16 protein-coding genes, 1 tRNA gene and 1 riboswitch are annotated in these 19,519 nt (G+C 71.3%); of the genes, 9 read left to right on the forward strand and 8 right to left on the reverse strand.

Translation table 11 applies throughout. The features are described 5' to 3' along the window. Positions 1-20: 20 nt before the first annotated feature. The gene (locus KCH48_RS39245; RefSeq protein ID WP_210582393.1) at positions 21-893 is read left to right on the forward strand and encodes an alpha/beta hydrolase; all 873 of its coding nucleotides are present in this window, start codon (positions 21-23) and stop codon (positions 891-893) included. 222 nt (positions 894-1,115) lie between these two features. On the opposite strand, the gene KCH48_RS39250 is transcribed toward KCH48_RS39245, so the two are convergent. Continuing rightward, positions 1,116-1,523 carry a DUF5994 family protein gene (locus KCH48_RS39250; RefSeq protein WP_210582395.1) on the reverse strand — a complete coding sequence of 136 codons (408 nt, stop codon included), beginning with the start codon at positions 1,521-1,523 and terminating at the stop codon, positions 1,116-1,118. After that, the gene (locus tag KCH48_RS39255; protein ID WP_246886583.1) at positions 1,520-2,212 is read right to left on the reverse strand and encodes an acyl-CoA desaturase; all 693 of its coding nucleotides are present in this window, start codon (positions 2,210-2,212) and stop codon (positions 1,520-1,522) included. The genes KCH48_RS39250 and KCH48_RS39255 overlap by 4 nt, the downstream gene beginning before the upstream one ends. 309 nt (positions 2,213-2,521) lie before the next feature. Here KCH48_RS39255 and KCH48_RS39260 point away from each other — a divergent pair, with 309 nt between their 5' ends. Together KCH48_RS39260 and KCH48_RS39265 are read left to right on the forward strand one after the other, a co-directional pair. After that, entirely contained in the window at positions 2,522-2,899 is a 378-nt protein-coding gene (locus tag KCH48_RS39260) for a hypothetical protein (RefSeq protein WP_246886584.1), read from the forward strand. Positions 2,900-3,151: 252 nt separating this feature from the next. Next, the gene (locus KCH48_RS39265) at positions 3,152-4,606 is read left to right on the forward strand and encodes a glycosyltransferase family 39 protein (protein ID WP_246886585.1); all 1,455 of its coding nucleotides are present in this window, start codon (positions 3,152-3,154) and stop codon (positions 4,604-4,606) included. 236 nt (positions 4,607-4,842) lie between these two features. On the opposite strand, the gene ribA is transcribed toward KCH48_RS39265, so the two are convergent. Together ribA and KCH48_RS39275 are read right to left on the reverse strand one after the other, a co-directional pair. Further along, positions 4,843-5,478 (reverse strand): GTP cyclohydrolase II, encoded by a 636-nt coding sequence (gene ribA, locus KCH48_RS39270; protein ID WP_210582397.1) that lies wholly within the window; start codon positions 5,476-5,478, stop codon positions 4,843-4,845. 109 nt (positions 5,479-5,587) lie between these two features. Further along, positions 5,588-6,100 carry a MarR family winged helix-turn-helix transcriptional regulator gene (locus KCH48_RS39275; RefSeq protein ID WP_210582399.1) on the reverse strand — a complete coding sequence of 171 codons (513 nt, stop codon included), beginning with the start codon at positions 6,098-6,100 and terminating at the stop codon, positions 5,588-5,590. 65 nt (positions 6,101-6,165) lie between these two features. On the opposite strand from KCH48_RS39275, the gene KCH48_RS39280 reads away from it, so the two are divergent. From KCH48_RS39280 to KCH48_RS39300, 5 genes are all read left to right on the forward strand, one after another. Next, on the forward strand, positions 6,166-7,296 hold the full coding sequence (locus KCH48_RS39280) for a dihydrofolate reductase family protein (protein ID WP_210582401.1): 1,131 nt from the start codon (positions 6,166-6,168) through the stop codon (positions 7,294-7,296). Positions 7,297-7,495: 199 nt separating this feature from the next. Continuing rightward, positions 7,496-8,617, forward strand: a complete 1,122-nt coding sequence (locus KCH48_RS39285) for an alginate lyase family protein (RefSeq protein WP_210582427.1) — start codon at positions 7,496-7,498, stop codon at positions 8,615-8,617. 55 nt (positions 8,618-8,672) lie between these two features. Further along, positions 8,673-8,749: transfer RNA gene (locus tag KCH48_RS39290), tRNA-Met, on the forward strand. A gap of 478 nt (positions 8,750-9,227) precedes the next feature. Further along, complete coding sequence (locus KCH48_RS42685) at positions 9,228-9,536, forward strand: hypothetical protein (protein ID WP_246886586.1); 309 nt, start codon at positions 9,228-9,230, stop codon at positions 9,534-9,536. 224 nt (positions 9,537-9,760) lie between these two features. Continuing rightward, a riboswitch (cyclic di-AMP (ydaO/yuaA leader) is annotated at positions 9,761-9,918 on the forward strand. Positions 9,919-9,929: 11 nt separating this feature from the next. Continuing rightward, positions 9,930-10,973: a M23 family metallopeptidase gene (locus KCH48_RS39300; RefSeq protein ID WP_210582403.1), complete on the forward strand. Its 1,044-nt coding sequence runs from the start codon at positions 9,930-9,932 to the stop codon at positions 10,971-10,973. A gap of 290 nt (positions 10,974-11,263) precedes the next feature. Here KCH48_RS39300 and KCH48_RS39305 read toward each other — a convergent pair whose 3' ends face one another. From KCH48_RS39305 to KCH48_RS39320, 4 genes are all read right to left on the reverse strand, one after another. After that, a complete protein-coding gene (locus KCH48_RS39305) occupies positions 11,264-12,556 on the reverse strand; it encodes a PrsW family intramembrane metalloprotease (protein ID WP_210582405.1) in 1,293 nt (430 codons plus the stop codon). Positions 12,557-12,580: 24 nt separating this feature from the next. After that, entirely contained in the window at positions 12,581-13,396 is an 816-nt protein-coding gene (trmB, locus tag KCH48_RS39310; RefSeq protein ID WP_210582407.1) for a tRNA (guanosine(46)-N7)-methyltransferase TrmB, read from the reverse strand. A gap of 403 nt (positions 13,397-13,799) precedes the next feature. Next, positions 13,800-15,056 carry an L-2-hydroxyglutarate oxidase gene (gene lhgO, locus KCH48_RS39315; RefSeq protein WP_307841069.1) on the reverse strand — a complete coding sequence of 419 codons (1,257 nt, stop codon included), beginning with the start codon at positions 15,054-15,056 and terminating at the stop codon, positions 13,800-13,802. Positions 15,057-15,108: 52 nt separating this feature from the next. Continuing rightward, positions 15,109-16,533 (reverse strand): MFS transporter, encoded by a 1,425-nt coding sequence (locus tag KCH48_RS39320; RefSeq protein ID WP_210582409.1) that lies wholly within the window; start codon positions 16,531-16,533, stop codon positions 15,109-15,111. Between the two features lie 682 nt (positions 16,534-17,215). On the opposite strand from KCH48_RS39320, the gene KCH48_RS39325 reads away from it, so the two are divergent. After that, on the forward strand, positions 17,216-19,318 hold the full coding sequence (locus KCH48_RS39325) for an asparagine synthase-related protein (protein WP_210582411.1): 2,103 nt from the start codon (positions 17,216-17,218) through the stop codon (positions 19,316-19,318). The last annotated feature ends 201 nt before the right edge of the window (positions 19,319-19,519 follow it).

Genomic DNA, 19,519 nt, shown 5'->3' on the forward strand with positions numbered 1-19,519 from the left:
CACCCTCTCCCAGGAGAACCATGTTCACCTTCGACAGCGGCAAGGACGGCGTACGCATCCACGTGCACGAGTGGCAGCCCGCTGAACCGCCGCGCGGCGTGGTGCAGATCGCGCACGGCATGGGCGAACACGCCGGCCGATACTCCGCCCTCGCCCAGACGCTGACGGCCCGGGGCTTCGCCGTGTACGCCAACGACCACAGGGGACACGGGCTCAGCAGGCATGCCGCGCCCGGCCATCTCGGCGAGGACGGCTGGAACAGCCTCGTCGGCGATCTGGTGACACTCTCCGAGACCATCCAGGAGCGGCACCCCGGTCTGCCCCTGGTGCTGCTCGGTCACAGCCTCGGCTCCTTCGCCGCGCAGCAGTACGTACTGCACCACTCCCACCTGATCGACGCCCTGGCCCTGGCCGGCACCACGGCGGTCGACGTCATGCTCGCCAACCAGGCGGACGACACCGGGGATCCGCTCGTCGCCCTCAACAAAGGCTTCGAGCCCGCTCGGACGCTGTTCGACTGGCTCAGCCGTGACCCCGAAGCCGTCGACGCCTACCTCGCGGACCCGCTCTGCGGCTCCAGCCTCGACGCCGAGGGAATGCGGCAGGTCGCCGTCGCCTCGGCAGCACTCGCCCAGCCCCGGGGCATCCCGGCACACCTGCCTGTCCACGTCCTGGTCGGCGACCGGGACCCGCTCAACGCCGGGCTCGCGCTGAGTGACCTGCTCGTCGACCGCTACCGGCAGGCCGGCCTCACCGACATCACCTACCGCATCTACCCCGAGGCGCGGCACGAGCTGTTCAACGAGACCAACCGCACCGAAGTCGAGGGTGACCTGCTGGCCTGGCTGGAGCGGGTACTCGCTCACACTGAAAACGAGCGGGTGCTGCCGTGAGCATGACTTTGCCAGAGCGCCGACAACGCCAGGCCAACCAGCACCGAGGCGCACGGTCCACGTAGGCACAAACGCGTGTGTACCTGCCTGAGCGGTGAAGGCGTGAACCTGGCTGCGCCCTCAAGCTGCTCGGACGGCAAGACAGCGCCGACATTGGTTGTGGGTTCGAGTCCCACAGGGCCTACGACAGAGCCCCAGTTCAGACCGCATCTGAACTGGGGCTCACGGCGTTTGATCAAGAGCGTCCGCCGCGGCCGCCATGAGTGGTTCCGCTGCCGCCTCGGTCGTGTCGGGCGGCACGACCAGCAGGTCCCAGCGTCCTTGGCCGGGTGAGAGCAGGACGATGGTGTGGGCGGCGGAGGCCGTGGGGGTCCGGCGCAGTCGTACGACCTGGTTGGAGACGAGCATCCGGCCGGGCACCGCGGACCATGTCGCCCCGTTGACGGTGACGCTGGTGATGTGACCCCACGCGCGCGGCAACCCGGCGAGCAGCCAGGGGAGTTCAGCGAGCAGGTCGTACGAACGGGGCCACCACGCTCCGTCGATGGGGCGGGGCATGCGGCCGTGGGGTGCCAGGCGCAGGCGCAGGAGGGGTTGGGAGGGAAGCGGGGGTTGCATGGCCGTGGTCACTGAAGCTCCTGTCGATCGCCGTGCGGCGGAGGAGGCGGGTGCTCGGTGTCGGTGTGGTGGAGGCTGTGCCGGCTCTCGCCGGACGAGAGCAGGGCGAGCGGCCACAGGTCGGTGGCCCGGTCATGGCGCCGGGTACGGAACGGCCGGTCACCGATCATGTGGCAGAGGGAGTTCACGCTCCAGGTGACGTGGTGGAGCAGCGCGACGCGCACAAGTCCCGCCCACAGCAAGGCGGTTACGCCGTGCAGCAGCCGGCCGACGTGCGCGTGCAGCAGTCCGCGCAACTGGCCGCGCAGATGCGTGCCGTAGCGGTACGGCGAGTGCGGGTCGCTCGGCCGGTCGGTGAAGGCGTGGTGGCGGCGGGGGGTGGCTGCCCAGGTGATCACGTCGCCCTGGAAGCTCAACGATCCGGCCACCGCGAGCGCGATGTAGCCGCCGTGGGTGAGACCGCGGTGGAAACCGCTGCCCCACAGCAGCCGGCCGGCCAGGCCGATCGCCAGGAACGGCAGGAACGGCAGGACGACGCTCACCGCCGTCACCGTGACGTAGAGACGTTCACTGAGACGTTCACCGCCGTTGCGCGGGGGCGCCGGGCCGTGCCGCGGGAAGGGGGACGTTCCGTCGTAGCCCTGGGGCGGGGCGGGGGCCGACGGTGAGGCCGTCGTAGGCGTGGTCGGGCTGCGCGGCATACGTGGCTCCTCGGCTGGATGCGGATGGCGCGGCCGGGGTCACGGGCTGCCCTGAGGACGCGTGACGGCTGTGGGAGGGAGTGTGGTCCGGTGGACTCACCGGACCACGAGATGACGGCGGATCCGCTCCGAATTCCGCTATGCGAAAGGCCCTCGGGTTCTCACCGTACTCCTGCCCGTGTAACAACCCCGTCCGCTCGCCGGCGGCATCGCGTTGACACGGGCCGACGCCGGACGTTGACTGGCGGCACGGCTCAGAGCCATGCCGCTGAAGGAAATCCGGCACAACACACAGGAAAGCGGCACTTGATGATGTACGACCAGACACGCGCCCGGCAGTCCGCGGACCAGCCCCGTGGCGACACAGGACGCCGCGCGCCCGGCCCGGCGTCGCTGTTCCCGCCGGACGAGCGGGACAAGATCGTCCGGCGCCTCGGACGGGCCGTCAACACGTTCCCCGACGCTCCGCGTGAGTCGCTGGAGGAAGCCGAGGGCGCCTTCGACGAGGCCACCGCCCACCTCATGGAGGCCCTCGCCGAACAGCGGCGTATCCTCCGCGCGGGCTGGCAGGACCAGGACTCCGAAGGCCAGGCCCCCGAAGGCCAGGACGCCGAAAAGGAATCCGCCGAGCTCCACCTCGCGCTGAGGCAGTACCGGGAGATCACCCAGCGCCTGCTCCGCCTCTGAACGACGAACGACGCTGGTCGTTCTCGGCGTGAGCTGAACCCCGGAACCCCGCCTACGGCAGGTAGGCGGGGGGATCAGCGCTGCCTGATGGTCGTTGAGGGCTAAAGGTTCCCTGCGTTTGCCGTGAACCTGTTCACAGCCGTCATCCGTCGCTAAAGATCGTTCTCCTTGCTTAGAGTGCGAGGGCGGCACTCGCAAGCATGTACATGACGTCGGTCCGCATCTCGTCACACCAAGGACCCGAACGTCTTCATGACCTGCCGCATACCGATGCTCCGGCGCTGCCTGCCCCTGTGGGCGATACCGCCGCTGTGGACCCTGGCCTTCGGCCTGTGGGGCATCTCCCGGCAGCACAGTGTGTGGCGGGACGAGGCGGCGACCTGGCAGGTGGCCCGGCGGTCGGCCGGGGAGATCTGGCACATGCTGGGTCAGGTGGATGCCGTACACGGGCTCTACTACCTGCTGATGCACACGCTCTTCGAAGGCTTCGGCCCCGGCACCACCGTCCTGCGCCTTCCCTCTGTCCTGGCCGTGGCGGCAGCGGCGGCCTGTGTGACGGGCATCGGTCATCGCCTGGCCGGAGCCAGGGCGGGCCTGGCCGCTGGGCTGGCGCTCGGGCTGTTGCCGGCCGTGCAGTTCCACCTCCAGGAAGGACGTCCGTACGCCCTGGTCATGGCCGGGTCCGCGATCTCGACCCTGCTGCTGGTGACCGTGCTGCAGGGCAGGGGCCGTGCGGTGCGCTGGGCCGCGTACGGGGGCGTGGTCCTGGTGTGTGCGCTGTTGAACTGGCTGTCGTTGCTGATACTGCCCGCGCACGCGGCGACCCTGATGTGGACGAAGGCCGACCGGCGGGTGTGGGCACGCTGGTCGGTGGCCGCGACGGCCGCGACGACGGGCGTCCTGCCGTTGATTCTCTTCAGCCGGACGCAGTCCGAGCAGGTGTCGTGGATCCCGCCTCTGACGTGGCACGCGCTGATCGGCCCAGCGGTGCTGCTGGCCATCGGCGGTCTCGGAGTGGCGCTGGACCGGCCGCGGGCGGGCCGGCTGTCCGTGGCGGCGGTCGGACTGCCGCTGCTCGCGGTGCCGCAGGTGGGACTGCTCGGTCTTTCCCTGATCCAGCCGCTGTTCCTGGACCGCTATGTCCTGTTCAGCATGCTGGGTCTGACCTTGCTGATCGGCGCGGTCGTCGGTGCGGCGGTACGTGTGACCGGGCCCCGGTTCCCCCGGGCGGTGCCCTGGCTGGTTCCGGGGATCGTCGCAGTGGCGGTGGTGGGCCTGTTGCCGCACTCCCTGGCCACGCGGTCTCCGGCGAGCCGGGTGGACGACGTCCTGTCGGCGGCCGCGAACGTACGGAAACTGAAAAGCGCCGGGGACGCGGTGGTCTTCATACCGGCGGCCCGGCGCGACACCCGGCTGGTCTCCCCTGAGGCCTTCGCCGGTCTGCGGGACATCGCGCTGGCGCGGAGCCCCACGGCGTCCGGAACGCTGAAGGGCGAGGAAGCCGGCCCGGAGCGGATCAGGGCGGCGATGCTGGAACAGCGGCGCATCGTGCTGGTCACGGACGTGCCCGAGGTGGCCCGGCCCATCTCCGCGAAGCGGGACATCGTGAAGGACGCCGTTCTGCGGGAGTACTTCGAGGTGGTGGCGGACGAGCGGGTCCGCGGGCGGCGGGTCACGGTGTACGAGCGTCGCGATCAGAAGCCGTAGCCGGAAGCACCCCAAGGAAGCACCTCAAGGAGCGCGATGGGTCCGGTCCCGGTCGCGTCTTTCTGTTCAGTAGTCCGCGGACGTCATCCGAGAAGGGCGCCCGGAAATGCTCCCCGGCCGCGGGAAGCGCCCCCGAAGGGGCGCGGGGCTGTGTCAATGTGCGGCTCCGCCGCGCGGGCGCGACCAGCCACGACGGACCCGCAGATGATCGACGGACCCTTGTCGGGAACGCGCCGTCAGCCCGCTGTACGCTCCGTCAGCTCGCCCAGTGGCAGGGTGTGCTGGGTCTGAAGCACCTTCGCACGCAGGTAGCGGACGTTGTGGGCGGTGGTGAACACGCCGGTCGGTACGCGGTCGCGGACGCTGATGCCGAGGTCCCGCAACTGGCCCGCCTTGTCGGGGTTGTTGGAGAGCAGGTCGAGTTCGCCGATGCCGAGGCCGGCCAGCATCTGCGCGGCCGCCGTGTAGTCGCGGGCGTCCTCGGGCAGGCCCAGCGCGGTGTTCGCCGCGTAGGTGTCGAGGCCCTGGTCCTGAAGGGCGTACGCGTCGAGCTTGTTGTAGAGGCCGATGCCGCGGCCTTCCTGGCGGAGGTAGAGCAGGACGCCGCCGCGGTCGGCGATCCGCTCGACGGCCCCGCGCAGCTGCGGCCCGCAGTCGCAGCGGGCCGAGCCGAAGACATCGCCGGTGAGGCACTCGGAGTGCAGACGCACCAAGGGGACGGGCCCCGGGTCGCCGAGGACGACGGCCACATGCTCCTGGCCGTCGGTCAGTCCGTGGAAGGTGACCAGTTCGGCATCGACGCTGTAGCCGTCTCCGAAGCGCAGCGGCACGCGGACGCGGGAGCGCTGGGTGGCGGCGGGGAAGTCGGGCATGCGGGTACTCCGGTCCTCGGGCACGCTGCTTCAGATTTGAAGCAGATCCTCGATCCCGGACATTACCCCATGTTTCAATTTTGAAGCAATGGATTTGTGACCCGCGTCATCAACAGGGCTTGGCCGACCGCCGCCGCCACGGCACGTCATCGGGCGCCGCCTGCGCCGCGTCCCCCTCGAACCCCTCGGCGATCGTGCCGAAGATCTCCTCCATCTGCCCGACCTGCTCCGGGGTCAGCCGGTCGAACAGCAGCGCCCGTACGGTCTCCACATGCCCCGGCGCCGCCCGCTCCAGGACCGTCATCCCCTCGTCCGTCAGCGCCGCGATGCTGCCGCGCTTGTCCCAGCCGCAGTTCTCGCGCCCCACCAGCCCGTCCTTCTCCAGGCGTGTCACGGCATACGTCAGCCGGCTGCGGGTGATCTTCAGTCGCGCCGCGAGGTCGGTCATGCGCAGCTTGCGCTCCGGGGCCTCGGACAGGACGGAGAGGATGGAGTAGTACATGTGCGGCATGCCGGCTTCCTGCTGGAGTTGCCGGTCGAGCGCGTCCTCCACCAGGAGGACGGCGCCGATGTACGCGCGCCAGGCGCGCTGCTCCTCGGGGGTGAGCCAGCGGGTCGTCATGCAACCAGTGTAGGTTTGTTTCAAACTTGAACCAAGCCCGCCCGTCGCCGAGGTGGAGTACGCAGATGCCCTTCCCCTACGTCCTGCTGTCCGCCGCCGTCTCCCTCGACGGCTACCTGGACGACACCGGCCCCGACCGCCTGCTCCTGTCCAGCCCGGCCGACTTCGACCGCGTCGACGAGGTACGGGCCTCCGTCGACGCCATCCTCGTCGGCGCCGGCACCATCCGCGCCGACAACCCTCGCCTCCTGGTGAACTCCCCCGAGCGCCGAGCGGCACGAGAGGCCGCGGGCAAACCCGCCTACCCCCTCAAGGTCACGGTAAGCGGCTCCGGCGACCTCGACCCGGCGGCGAAGTTCTGGCACACGGGAGGCGAGAAGGTCGTCTATACGACGGACCGGGGCGCCCAGCGCCTGCACGCGACGCCGGTCGACGCCGACGTGGTCCCGCTCGGCCCGGAACTGGACTGGCGCCGGCTGCTGGAGCACCTGCGCGAGGTGCGCGGCGTGCGGCGCCTCATGGTCGAGGGCGGCGGGCTCATCCACACCCAGCTGCTCCAGCAGGGGCTGGCCGACGAGTTGCAGCTGGTCCTCGCGCCGCTGTTCGTGGGCGATCCGAAGGCGCCGCGGCTGTTCGGCCCCGGCGGATACCAGGGCGGCCGCCTCCGCCTGCTGGAGACACGGCGGATCGAGGACGTCGTGCTCATGCGCTACGAGTCCACCGCACCCGGCGCCGGCCGGCTGGACTCCGCCGCCGACCACCACTGGCTCGCCCTCGCCTGCGAACTGGCCGCGCGGTGCCCTCCCTCGCGGACCGCGTTCAGCGTGGGCGCGGTCGTGGTCGCGGCCGACGGGACGGAGCTGGCGCGGGGCCACTCCCGCGAGGGCGGCGACCTCGTCGTCCACGCCGAGGAGGCCGCGCTGGCGAAGCTCGACCCGACCGACCCCCGGCTGGCCACCGCCACGGTCTACAGCAGCCTGGAACCGTGCGCCCACCGCGCATCCCGCCCCGCCCCGTGCGCCCGGCTGATCCTGGACGCCGGAGTACGGCGCGTGGTGACGGCGTGGCGCGAGCCGGACACCTTCGTGGTGGCCGCCGACGGCAGCGGGATGCTGGAAGCGGCCGGCGTGGACGTCGTCGTACTGCCGGAGTACGAGGAGCGCGCGAAGGCACCGAACCGTCATCTGTCGGCGTGACGGACCGGCCTCAACTCCCCTTCGGCCCATCAGATCCTGCGCCCCGTCGCCGTACCGGGCACGCTGCGAATGACCGGGTGTGGATCACGGCACGGAGGCGGCGATGGGGTCGGTGCGCAGACGGACGACGGCTTTGCTGATCCCGCCCCTGGCCGCGGCGCTCCTCGCCTCCTGCGGGACGGCCGACGGTTCGCGCCCCATGGCCCGCACCCTCCCCTCGGACGCCGAGTTCACCCACCCCGGCGTCCTCGTCGGCAAGGACCAGCTGGACGCCGTACGAGAGAACGTCCTGGCGGGCAGGCAGCCGTGGCTGAAGGCGTTCCTCGACATGCGGGACAGCAGATACGGGGCGTACAAGTACCGGGCCGAGCCGTACCGGACCGTGAACTGCCCGGCCGGTGCCATGGCCGGCCGGGGCTGCATCCAGGAGCGTACGGACGCCATCGCCGCCTACACACAGGCCCTGCTGTTCACGGTCACCGGCAAGCGGCAGCACGCCGTCAAGGCCCGGGAGATCATGGACGGCTGGTCGGCGAAGCTGAAGCGGCACACCGGGCAGAACGCCGGACTCCAGGCGGCCTGGGCCGGGTCGACCTGGGCGCGGGCCGCCGAGATCGTGCGGCACACACCCGGCGCGGACTGGCCCGCCAACCGCGTACAGCGCTTCGAGACCATGCTCCGCACCGTCTACCTCCCCCGGGTCACCCGCCGGGTCCTGGACGTCAACGGAAACCGGGATCTCGCCTCGACCGACGCGGCCATCGGGATCGCCGTCTTCCTCGACGACCACCAGACCTTCAATCACGCCCTGCGACGCTTCCGCGACCGCGTCCCCGCCTACTTCTACCTCCGCAAGGACGGCCGCCACCCGCTCACCGCGCCCGGCTCCGGCATGGACACCCCGCAGCGGCTGCGGTCGTACTGGTTCCAGCAGTCGACGTACAAGGACGGCGTCACCCAGGAGACCTGCCGTGACTTCGAGCACGTCGGCCACTCCCTCGCCGCCACCGCCCACATCGCCGAGACGGCCTGGCACCAGGGCGTCGACCTGTACGGCGAGGTCAAGGACCGGCTCAAGGCCGCCTTGTCCCTCCACGCCCGGCACCAGCTGGGCGAGCCCGCGCCTGCCTGGCTGTGCGGCGGCAAGGTCTCCAGAACCCTGGGCCCCGACCTGGAAGTCGTACTGAATCACCTGGAAGACCGGCTTCACATCACCGTCCCCGCCGCCCGCAGACTCGCCGAGCGCACCCGCCCGGCCGGTACCGACGGGCTCTTCGTAGCCTGGGAGACCCTCACCCACGCGGGCAATCCCGCAGCGTGAATCAACGTGTGGTCATGGGTGTCCCGCAGATGGCGTAGACTAGTGAACACAACGACGCGGGGTGGAGCAGCTCGGTAGCTCGCTGGGCTCATAACCCAGAGGTCGCAGGTTCAAATCCTGTCCCCGCTACCAAATATGCAGTTCAAGAGGCATCTTCGACATTACGTTCGAAGGTGCCTCTTTGCTGTGTCGGGGACTGCCCAAAGGCCCACCTGATTCTGGCGAGGATGCCCCGGGGTTCACGCTGAGGAGGGTCCCCTCCTGAGGCTGTGGCGCGGAGCGTCGCCGCGTCGCGCCGCATGCCGGCATACGGGGCAGCAGTGCGCGCGCGACCCAGCAGCTGGAGGTCCTCAAGCGTGCCCTCGAACGGTACGCGCGCGACGGCGGCAAGACCCTGGCGGGCTTCGTCGAGCAGATGGCGGCTTCTGATGCCGTCGCCGGGGAAGACCGCCCGTATCTCGGTGATCAGCTTCGTCGGCCTGTCCGGCGACGGACCGGCCCAGTTCGTCAGCCGCCTCCAGGCGACCTTGTTCTCGTGGTTCCGGGCGCACCCGGTCGGCGACCGTGCACTGGGCGGGCTGCTGGTGATGGACGAGGCGCAGAACTCGGGATGGTCCTCGCCTCGCAGACGCCCAGGGGGATCCACAATCAGGCGCTGGGCAACACGGTGAACCAGTTCATCGGCCGCCTCACCGTTCCCGCTCAGATCAACGCCGTGGAGACCATGGCGGAGGCGCGCAACGCGGTCATCGACAACCCCGGTGGTCTCCGGAGCGGCACCTTCCACGCCGCGACCGAAGGGACCGGGTTCAGCAAGACCGAGGTGCCGATCTGCCTCAGTCACCACGATGTGCCGCTCACGGAGGACGAGATCGTCGAGCGCGCGCGCCGCGGGCTCGATCGTCGTCACCCCGCGTGAGTGGACGGCCTCGTTCCGGTAACAACTGACGCAACGTCAGAAATGATGTGACTGCCGAGTTGCTGCCGCGGCGTGGTCAACTCGCCCGATTTTCACCGGTCATGGCCTGTACGTCCTGCGCAAAAACGTTAACGATCAAGCGGAACCGCTTGGAATCCGGCCCCCGCGTCTATTAACGTTCGATAACGCAGCGCGGTCGTCCCAGCCGTCACAAGAGTCGGCTCCGTGCGCACGCGCCGAATTCCGCAAGGGAACCGGGGAACCACCACCTTGGGGTGAATCGCGCGGATGCCACCGTGGAAGCACGGAGGGTATACGCGCGTAGGAGACCTTCCTGCTCCGAACCCGTCAGCTAACCCGGTAGGCGAGAAGGAAGGAAAGGAGTACGCCTACGTGGCGTCCAACCGGCCTGCCCCCGAGGCCCCCTTCGTGCCGAGTCAGCGCGAGCCCGACACCTTTGTGTACAGCGGCTTCCGCACCGACGACGAGGGCCCGCTGGAGGAGTGGAACCCCACCGAGGAGTCCATTCGTCCCATACGTGGCCGGCACCGCGTCAGCAAGCAGCGCAACGGTGCATTCGCCCGTAGCTCCACGGTTCTCGGCGTCGGTGTCATAGCCGCCGTCGGCGCGGGCGGTATGGCCAGCGCCAACACCGGCAAGCCGCCGGTGTCGATCTCCCTGCCCGATCTGCCGTCCGTGGGCTCGATCATCTCGGACGACGCCGCCGAGGACTCGGCGGACACCGCGACCGCGCTCAGCAGTGTCAGTGTGGCCGCCACCGAGAGCGAGCAGTCCGCCGCCGACGCCGGTGAGACGCTGCGCTCCCGGATCCTCGCCCAGGCCGAGCGGCAGCAGGACCAGGTCGACAGCAAGGCCGCGCAGGCCGTGCAGGCCGCCGCGCAGAAGGAAGCCGCCGAAGCGGCCGCCAAGGCGGAGCAGGAGGCCAAGGCCAAGGCCGCCGCCGCGAAGAAGAAGGCGGAGGAGGAGGCCGCGGCCAAGAAGGAGGCCGCGCGACTCGCCGAGCTGGCCACGCAGTTCGCGCTGCCGACCTCCTCGTACACGATCACCTCGACCTTCGGTCAGGCCGGTTCCCTCTGGTCCTCCGGCTACCACACCGGCCTCGACTTCGCCGCCCCCTCGGGCACGCTCATCAAGGCCATCCACAGCGGCACGATCACCGAGGCCGGCTGGGACGGCTCCTACGGCTACAAGACCGTCCTCACCCTCGACGACGGCACCGAGCTCTGGTACGCCCACCAGTCCTCGCTCAGCGTCAGCGTCGGCCAGAAGGTAGCCACCGGCGACGTCATCGGCCGCGTCGGCGCCACCGGCAACGTCACCGGCGCCCACCTCCACCTCGAGGTCCACACCGGCAGCTCCGACAGCGGCGGCATCGACCCGATGGCCTGGCTGCGAAGCAAGGGGCTGAACCCCTGAGGTAGCGCCCTGCGGCGGGCGGGGGCTGTCGGGCCGACGGTCGCCGTCTGGGCGCTGCGGGTATTCCCATGGGCCGTCTCAGCCGCGGTCATTCGTGCGGCCTGGGGCGGCGCCCACCCAGCAGGCGGGCGCATCGTCCCGCCCAGCTGTGGGCTGCCCTCCCTCCCATCAAGCTGCGGGCATTCGTGCCGCCTAGGGCGGCACGGGTGGGCGCAGGCGGCGCCCCGTCAGCGCCGGGCTGCGCGACCCACCCCCGCCCAGCCCCCACGCCGGGCCACTCGCAACGCCGGCTAGGTCCGATACGGGTTGTACGCCGGATACGGATACGGCACCGCGTTCCCATACCCCCCGTACACCGGCAAAGGCGGCGCAGCCACCCGCGCCGCATGCTCCAGCGCCGGCCCCGCAACCCCCCGCCGCTGCCACAGCTCACGCAGCAACTCCCGCTCCCGTACGACGAAGTCGGCCCCGGCGCGCCCCCGCCGCCCCCGATGCCGCAGAAACGCCAGCGACGTCGCGTACGCCTCGTACTGCGCCACCGCCCGCCCCGCCGACTTGCCGAAGTGACGCCGGGCGTGCTCCCGGGCGAGCCGCCGCGCCCGCATCGACCCCAGCACAAAGGGCGCGGCCGGCCCCATCCAGCCCGCGGCGACATACGCCGGCAGCTCGGCTCGTACGGTCCTCAGCTCCCGCTGCCGCGTCCAGATCACCAGCCAGGTCAGCAGCCCGAACGCGGGCACCATGAAGACGGCGTACACGGCGAAGAACCCGTACTCGCCGAAGCTCGACGAGCCGTTCCACATCGCGTGCATGCCCATCGCCAGCAGCAGCCCGGACAGCGGCACAAGCACGCGCCGGACATGCTGCCGGTCCGCCGAGAGCGCGGCGACCCCGAAGCCGATGCCGGTGAGGACGGTGAAGAGCGGGTGGGCGAACGGCGACATGATGATGCGCACGAAGAACGTCGCCGCGGTCACGGAGGCGATGCCGCTGTCGCCGGTGAGCTGGTCGGTCCCGAAGGCCGTACCGAGGTAGAGGATGTTCTCGGTGAACGCGAAGCCGGTCGCGGTGACCCCCGCTATCACCACCCCGTCGACGATCCCGGTGAAGTCGCGTCGCCGGAAGAGGAAGACGAGCAGTACGGCCGCCGCCTTGGCGGACTCCTCCACGATCGGCGCTATCACCGTCGCCCCGAGGGTGTCCGCGCTGGACGGATCCGCGGTCGCCGTCGCTATCCATCTGGTCGCGAAGCTGTTGGCGACGATCGCTATCAGCGCCGCCGCACAGGCGCCCCAGGAGAAGGCGAAGAGGAGGTTGCGCCAGGGGCCGGGTTCGACCCGGTCGAGCCAGCGGAAGGCGGCTATCAGCAGGGGCACGGGGAACACCGAGAGGCCGAGCCCGACGAGGAACCCCTCCGTGCCGGTCTGTTCGCGGACCAGGGCGAGTATGACGAGCCCGGACAGCGCGAGGAGCGTGATCAGGGCGCCGTACCGAACCCATCGCTTCTGCCACCAGTGCGCGTGCCGCCGTGCGCCACCGGCGGGATCACCGGCGTGTGGGGGGAACGGGGGACTGGTGGCCACGGCTTTGACCCTAACGAGGGAAGGTTACTGGGGACCTTCGTGCAGTACGCGACGGAAGAGCAGGTCGTTCACGACATGTCCCTTGTCCAGCCCTTGGCCCTCGAAACGGGTGAGCGGCCGGAAGTCGGGACGCGGCGCGAAACCGTCGTCGGGCTGCGTGTTCTCGAAGTCCGGGTGCGCGCTCAGCACCTCGAGCATCTGTTCGGCGTACGGTTCCCAGTCCGTCGCGCAGTGCACGGTCGCCCCCGGTTTCAGCCGGGTCGCGGCGAGGCTGAGGAACTCCGGCTGGATCAGCCGCCGCTTGTGGTGCCGCTTCTTGGGCCAGGGGTCGGGGAAGAAGACGCGCAGCCCGTCGAGGGAGTCGGGGGCGAGCATCTCGCGGAGCAGGATGATCGCGTCGCCGTTGCCCACGCGGATGTTGGACAGGCCGTGGTGGTCGGCCAGGTTGAGCAGATTGCCCTGGCCGGGGGTGTGCACGTCGACGGCGAGGATGTTGGTCCCGGGGTCCGCCGCCGCCATCTGGGCGGTCGCCTCCCCCATCCCGAACCCGATCTCCAGCACGACCGGGTTCGCGTTCCCGAACAGCTCGGTCAGGTCGACGACCCGCTGCCCGTCGATATCCAGCCCCCACAGGGGCCACAGCCGCTGCAACGCGTCCGCCTGTCCCGCCGTCACCCTGCTCCGCCGCGGCTGAAAACTCCGAATCCGCCGCTCAAAATGCGACCCCGCGGGATCAGCCTTCGGCCCATCAGGAAACCGCGGCTCCCCCTTGGCACGGCTGCGACGAATGGACATGCCGGCCGCATGATCGGCTTCGGGGGCGTGGTGAGTCTCAGACACAGTGGAGTCGATTTTACTGGGCTGCCTTACGGGCCTGCGCCTCGGCTGCGGGCAGCAGTGCCGCCTGACGCCGTCCCGCCAAGCTGCGGGCGGTCGTGCGACGGGGGCGCGCCCACCCGGCAGGCGGCGGGCGCCGTCCCGCCCAGCTGCGGTCAGTCGTGCGACAGGGCGGCGCCCACCCAGCAGAGGGCCGCACCGTCCCGCCAAGCAGAGGGCCGCACCGTCCCGCCAAGCAGGCGCCCGCACCGTTGCGCCAAGCTGCGGGCATTCGTGCCGCCTAGGGCGGCACGGGTGGGCGCAGGCGGCACCCCGTCAGCGCCGGGCTGCGCGACCACCCCCCGGCAGCGACCCCGCGCACAGCTGCACCCCGCCCAGCACAGCCAACGCCTTCCGCGCGCCCCAGCTATCCCACCCCCGGCTGCACCCCGCCCAGCACAGCCAACGCCCTCCGCGCCACCTCCCGCCCGATCGGCAGCGAAGCCGTAGCCGCAGGCGAGGGCGCGTTCAGTACATGCACCGCCCGCTCCCCCTCCCGGATCATGAAGTCGTCCACCAGCGTCCCGTCCCGCAACACCGCCTGCGCCCGCACCCCCGCCGCAGCCGGCACCAGATCGTCCCGCGTCACCGCCGGCACCAGCCTCCGCACGGCCCGCGCGAACGCCTCCTTCGACACCGACCGCCGCAGCTCCCCGGCCCCGTACCGCCAGTGCCGCCCAGCCATCCGCCACACCCCCGGCCAGGCCAGCACCCCACCGAGCTCCCGCACCCGCACGGTCCCCCACCCGTACCCCTCGCGGGCCAGCGCGGGCACCGCGTTCGGCCCGATGTGCACGCCCCCGTCGATCCCGCGCGTGAGATGCACCCCGAGGAACGGAAACGCCGGATCCGGCACCGGGTACACCAGCCCCCGCACCAGCTCGGGCCGCGCCAGCGAGAAGTACTCCCCACGGAACGGCACGATCCGCATCCCGGGCTCGTCCCCGGTCAGCCGCGCCACCTCGTCGCAGTACAGCCCGGCGCAGTTCACCAGCACCCGCCCCCGCACGACCGCCCCGTCGCGCGTCCGTACGGCCACGCCGAGCGTCGGGCGCCGGTCCACCTGGACGACCTCCGCGCCGTACCGGATCTCCGCCCCGGACGCCTCGGCCAGCAGCCGGGCGACACCCACGAAGTCGCAGACGCCGGTCGTCCCGACGTGTATCGCGGCGACGGAGCGCACCTCCGGCTCGTACTCCGTGACCTGTGCGGGGCCCAGCTCGCGCACCGGGATGGAGTTCTCCCGGCCGCGCTGCACGAGCGCGTGCAGCCGCGGCAGCTCCTCCCGGTCGGTGGCGACGATGAGCTTGCCGGTGACGGCGTGCGCGATGCCGTACTCCGCGCAGAACTTCACCATCTCGGCGGCGCCCCGCACCGCGTACCGCGCCTTGAGCGAGCCCGGCTTGTAGTAGATCCCGCTGTGGATGACGCCGCTGTTGCGCCCCGTCTGGTGCCGGGCCGGTCCCGACTCCTTCTCCAGCACGGTCACCCGTGTCCCCGGCGCGGCCCGCGTGATCGCATACGCCGTCGACAGCCCGACGATCCCACCACCGACCACGAGCACGTCACAGTCGTAACCGCTCCCGCGCCGCACCTGCACCACCTCCCACTGTCGATAGTGCACTGCGCCACTGACAGTCACTTCAAACGCAGGGGACCGGAGCGCCGGGCGGCACTTACGCCGGAGCCATCAGCAGGGGCCGAGCCCGCTCCCGAAGCTCCACCACTCGCGGCTCGTCCCCATACGGCTCCAGCCGATGCAGAAGATCCTTCACATACTCGGTGGTACGCGCCGAGGAGATGCGCCCCGCCACCTCCACCGCTCGCACGCCCTGCTCACACGCGGCATCGAGATTGCCCGACTCCAGCTCGGCGACCGCCGAGACAACGAGCCGCAGCCCATGAGACCGTACGAACTCCTCCGTCGGCTTCGACAGCGCCTGCTCGGTGAAGCGGCGTACCTGCCGCGGCGCCTTCAGATCGCGGTAGCACTCCGCCGCGTCCGCGGCGAAACGGTCGTACGAGTAGAAGCCGAGCCAGGACGGGTCGTTGTCCCCCTCCCGGGACCGCTCCAGCCACCCCTCGGCGGCTTTCAGGGCCGCCCCGGCGGCCTGGGCGTCACCCGCGCGTGCGTGCGCGCGTGCCTCCACCAGGCGGAAGAAGCTCATGGTGCGGGCCGTGGCGAGGCCGCGGTTGCGTTCCAGCGCGGCCTGCGCGAGATCGACGCCCTCGTCGCCGAAGCCGCGGTACGTCGCCTGGAGCGACATGGACGCCAACACGTACCCCCCGAGGGGTACGTCCGCTGCCGCGCGGGCGAGCCGCAGGGCCTGGATGTAGTACCGCTGCGCGGCCTCCTGCTGGCCCGTGTCGAAGGCCATCCACCCGGCGAGGCGGGTGAGTTCGGCGCTGGCCCCGAACAGCGCCCTGCCGACCTCGTCCGAGTACGAGCCGAGCAGCAGCGGCGCCGCCTCCACCCGTAAGCACTCCGGCACCATCGACGAACGCCAGTCGCCGCCCCCGTACTTGGAGTCCCAGCGCCTGGCGTCCTCCGCGGCCTCCCGCAGCTTCAGCACATCGCTGTGGCCGACTTTGAGCGGTGACCCGGAGCCCTCGGACGGGCTCGCGTCGCGTGCCACCGAGCTGTCGGCCGGGGTTATCAGCCACCGTGAGGCGGGCGTTGCGTATGCGCTGACTGCGAACGACCCGGCCAGCGACTGCCAGATGCCACCGGAGCCGGCCCGGCGCCCGGCGAGGTCGAGGCGGTACAGCTCGGTCGCCGACTTCACGGCCTGTCCGACGTCCCTGGGAAAGGCGAGGCCCACCTCTGGCGCGGGATCCGCGTCCGCCAGGCCTATCTCGTGGAGCGGCACCGGGCGGCCGAGCTTCTGGCCGATGGCGGCGGCGATGAGGTGCGGCGCCGCGCCCTGCGGCACCATGCCCTTCGACACCCAGCGCGCCACCGACGTCTTGTCGTAGCGAAGAGTCAACCCGCGTTGAGCGCCAAGATCGTTGACGCGTCGGGCGAGTCCTGCGTTGCTGATTCCCGCGAGGGCGAGAACGGTGCCGAGTTTTTCGTTCGGCCCGCGTTGCTCCCTGGACATGCGCCACCCCTCGACACAGACGGCTGCCGCGCTGGCATAACCACGCGGCATTCGTAAACCCAGCGTAGTTCGCCGCATCCCAAGCGTTAAGGGGCATTCTTCCGGATGGCGGGATTGTGGTCCGTACTGAAGTGCGGTTCAGGTACGGACTGTTGTGATGTGCTCCCGCTGTGTGGCTGTGCGCCCGCCCGTGCGCTCTTCTCCGGCCATCGGGGGAGCGGTTCCATGAACGGTGCGTGGGTCGGCCCGCTGTACTGGATCCAGCGGGCTGGGGGACACCGCCGCCTACATCCCCGCGGGCGGCGGACCGGTCCGGGAGGCGAACTCCGCCTCCCGGACTGTGCGCCCGCCCGGTGCTGGGCAGGGCATGTACGGAGCGTGTGCACGCGTGTCTCCGCGTCGGCGATTTGGCCGAAAACCGACCCCTAGCTCTGTGGGCGATTACCGCTCCCACCATGGGAGTTGAGGGCGCATCCGGTGTTCTGGGGGAGCGTATCGGGGGCGCATTCGCGTCGCAGATGCCTTCTTCCGTGCGGGTGTTCGCGCGATTCCGGGTATCTCCTCAGAGGCGCGCTCCCCGAGCACAAGCGGTACCGCCGCCCTGCTGGGGCGCGTCCTTCATGGCAGCATGGTGCTCCGGTTCGTACGGTGCACTGGTTGTCCACGGCATGTGGAGGCGTCGATGCGGTGGTTGGTGGGATGGAGCAGCACCGCCGCGGGTGCCGTCGAGCCCGGCTCGGCCGGCGCGACCGGTCACGAGGGCGAGACGCTGCACCCGGTGGGCTCCCAACTCCTGTGGGGCGACCCCGATCCGCTGTGGGCGGTCGGCGACTGGCGCCCGGACGAGGTGCGGGTGGTGAAGGCCGACCCGCAGAACCGGATCGCGGTGCTGGGCACCTGCGGGGCGACGGACGAGGAGCTGCGGGTCGGGTTGTTCGCCGCGCGCGGAGGCGCACTTCGGCATCTGACGGCCTGGCCGGGCAGCTACACGGCCGTCGTCCAGGTCGGGCGGCGCATCATGGTCTGCGGCGATCTGGCGGGAGCCAGGCCGGTGTTCTACACGCCCTGGGCGGGCGGTACGGCGTATGCCACGGCCGCGCTGCCGCTGGCCGATCTCATCGAGGCCAACCTTGATTTCGGGCATCTGGCGGCGCTGTTGGCGGCCCCCGATGTGCCGGCCGCGCTGCACGACTCCACCCCTTATGACGGCGTACGGCGCATTCCGCCGGGGCATGCGCTGATCCTGCGCGCCGGGGCGCGGGAGATCGCCGGGTACGAGCAGGTCGCCTCCCTCGCCGTCGCCGCGCCCTCGGCCGACCCGGACCGCGCGGTCGACGCGGTGCGCGACGCGCTCATCGAGGCCGTACGCGCGCGTCTGTCCGCGCCCCGGCATGTGCCCGGCGCCGACATAGACCCCGGCCCGGTGCCGGGGATGGGGCCCGCCGAACGGCGTGCCGCGCGCGGGATGCCGGTTCCGGGGATCGGGGCGGACCTGTCCGGAGGGCCGGCCTCGGGGACGCTGGCGCTGCTGGCGGCCGGGCTGCCGGGGATGCCGGGGACCGTGCTCGGGCACGGGACGGGGGCGGGGGAGCGGCTGCTGGCCGTGACCTTCAACGACCTGGCGGTGGGCGGCCGGGAGGCCGAGCTGGAGCGGGCGAGGGCGCTGGCGGCGAATCCCCGGCTGCACCATGTGGTGGTGGCCGGGGGCGAGGAGACGCTGCCGTACGCCGATCTGGACGGGCCGTTGACGGACGAGCCGGGGTCTTGCCTGGTGACGGCGGCCCGGCACCGCGCGCGGCTCGCTTCCGGCAGCGCGGACCACTTCACCGGGTACGGCGCCCGGCAGGTCCTGGACGCGCATCCGGCGCGGCTGGCCGATCTGCTGATGGACCGCAAGCGGCGGTATCTGGTGCGGCCCGTCGCTGCGCTGGCGAAGGCGGACGGGGGGTCCGTGCTGGTCCCCGCGCGCGTGTACGGCGCCGCCCGGCGGCTGGCCCGTACGCCGTACCGGGCGGGGCTGGAGAGCCTCGCCGAGCGGCTGCTGCGGCGGCGCTTCGACGAGCCCGGAGGTGCGGTGGGGGCGTCCCTCGCCGCGCTCACCTGGGGCAGACCGGGGCCTGCCGCTCGGTGGCTGACCGGGGAGGCGCTCGCTGAAGTATCGGTTCTCCTACAGGGGGCGACGAATCGCTCGGGCGTCGGGCCCGGGCAGCGTCCCGGTGACTACCGCGCGCGTGCCGCGCTCTCCCGTCAGGCCACGAACCTCCGGGTCCTGGAGCAGGCCGCGGAGATCCGCTTCCAGCGGCTGCACGCGCCGTTCCTCGACAACCAGGTGGTCCGCGCCTCCCGCGCCCTTCCCGAGGCTCTGCGGGTACGGCCCGGTGCGCGGGCCGCGATTCTCCGTACGGTGCTGGAGGGCGCGGGCGTCACCGATCTTCCGCCGGGCTGGGGCGCCCCCTCGCACGCCTCCTCGGCGGCCGCCGCCCGCATGGGGCTGCGGGTCTCCGCGGACACCCTGATGTCCCTCTTCGGTACGCCCCTCCTCGCCGAGGCCGGCCTGGTCGAGGCCCGCGTCGTCCGCAAGGCCATCCGCGCGGCGGCCGAGGGCGAGCCGCTGCCCCTGGACGGCCTCGCCGACCTGGTCTCCCTGGAACTCTGGCTCCGCCGCCTGCTCGCCCGAAGAGGAACCTGCTGGACCGGAACCCCGGCCCGCACCCGCGCGGTACCGGCCGGGATCGCGCCTCAGGGGCGTGCACTGGGGGCGGGGGCTGCGGCTCGGCAGGCGTGAGTGGGCGGGATGCCTCCCGGCGGGGCTGCGGCTGTGTGGGGGTACGCGTAGCGCCATCGGTTGGTGGTGGGGTCGGGGCCGCGGCGGGGGTGTCCGTCCTCGGAACGTCGCGGCTCGGTTCCTCACAGAGGTGCCCGTGTTGACGCGACAACCGCTGCGGGCGGACACCCCCACCACGTCCCCTTCCCGCCGTGGGCGACT

This window comes from Streptomyces sp. GESEQ-4, from assembly GCF_017948455.1.
In the GTDB taxonomy this organism is placed as follows: Bacteria; Actinomycetota; Actinomycetes; order Streptomycetales; family Streptomycetaceae; genus Streptomyces.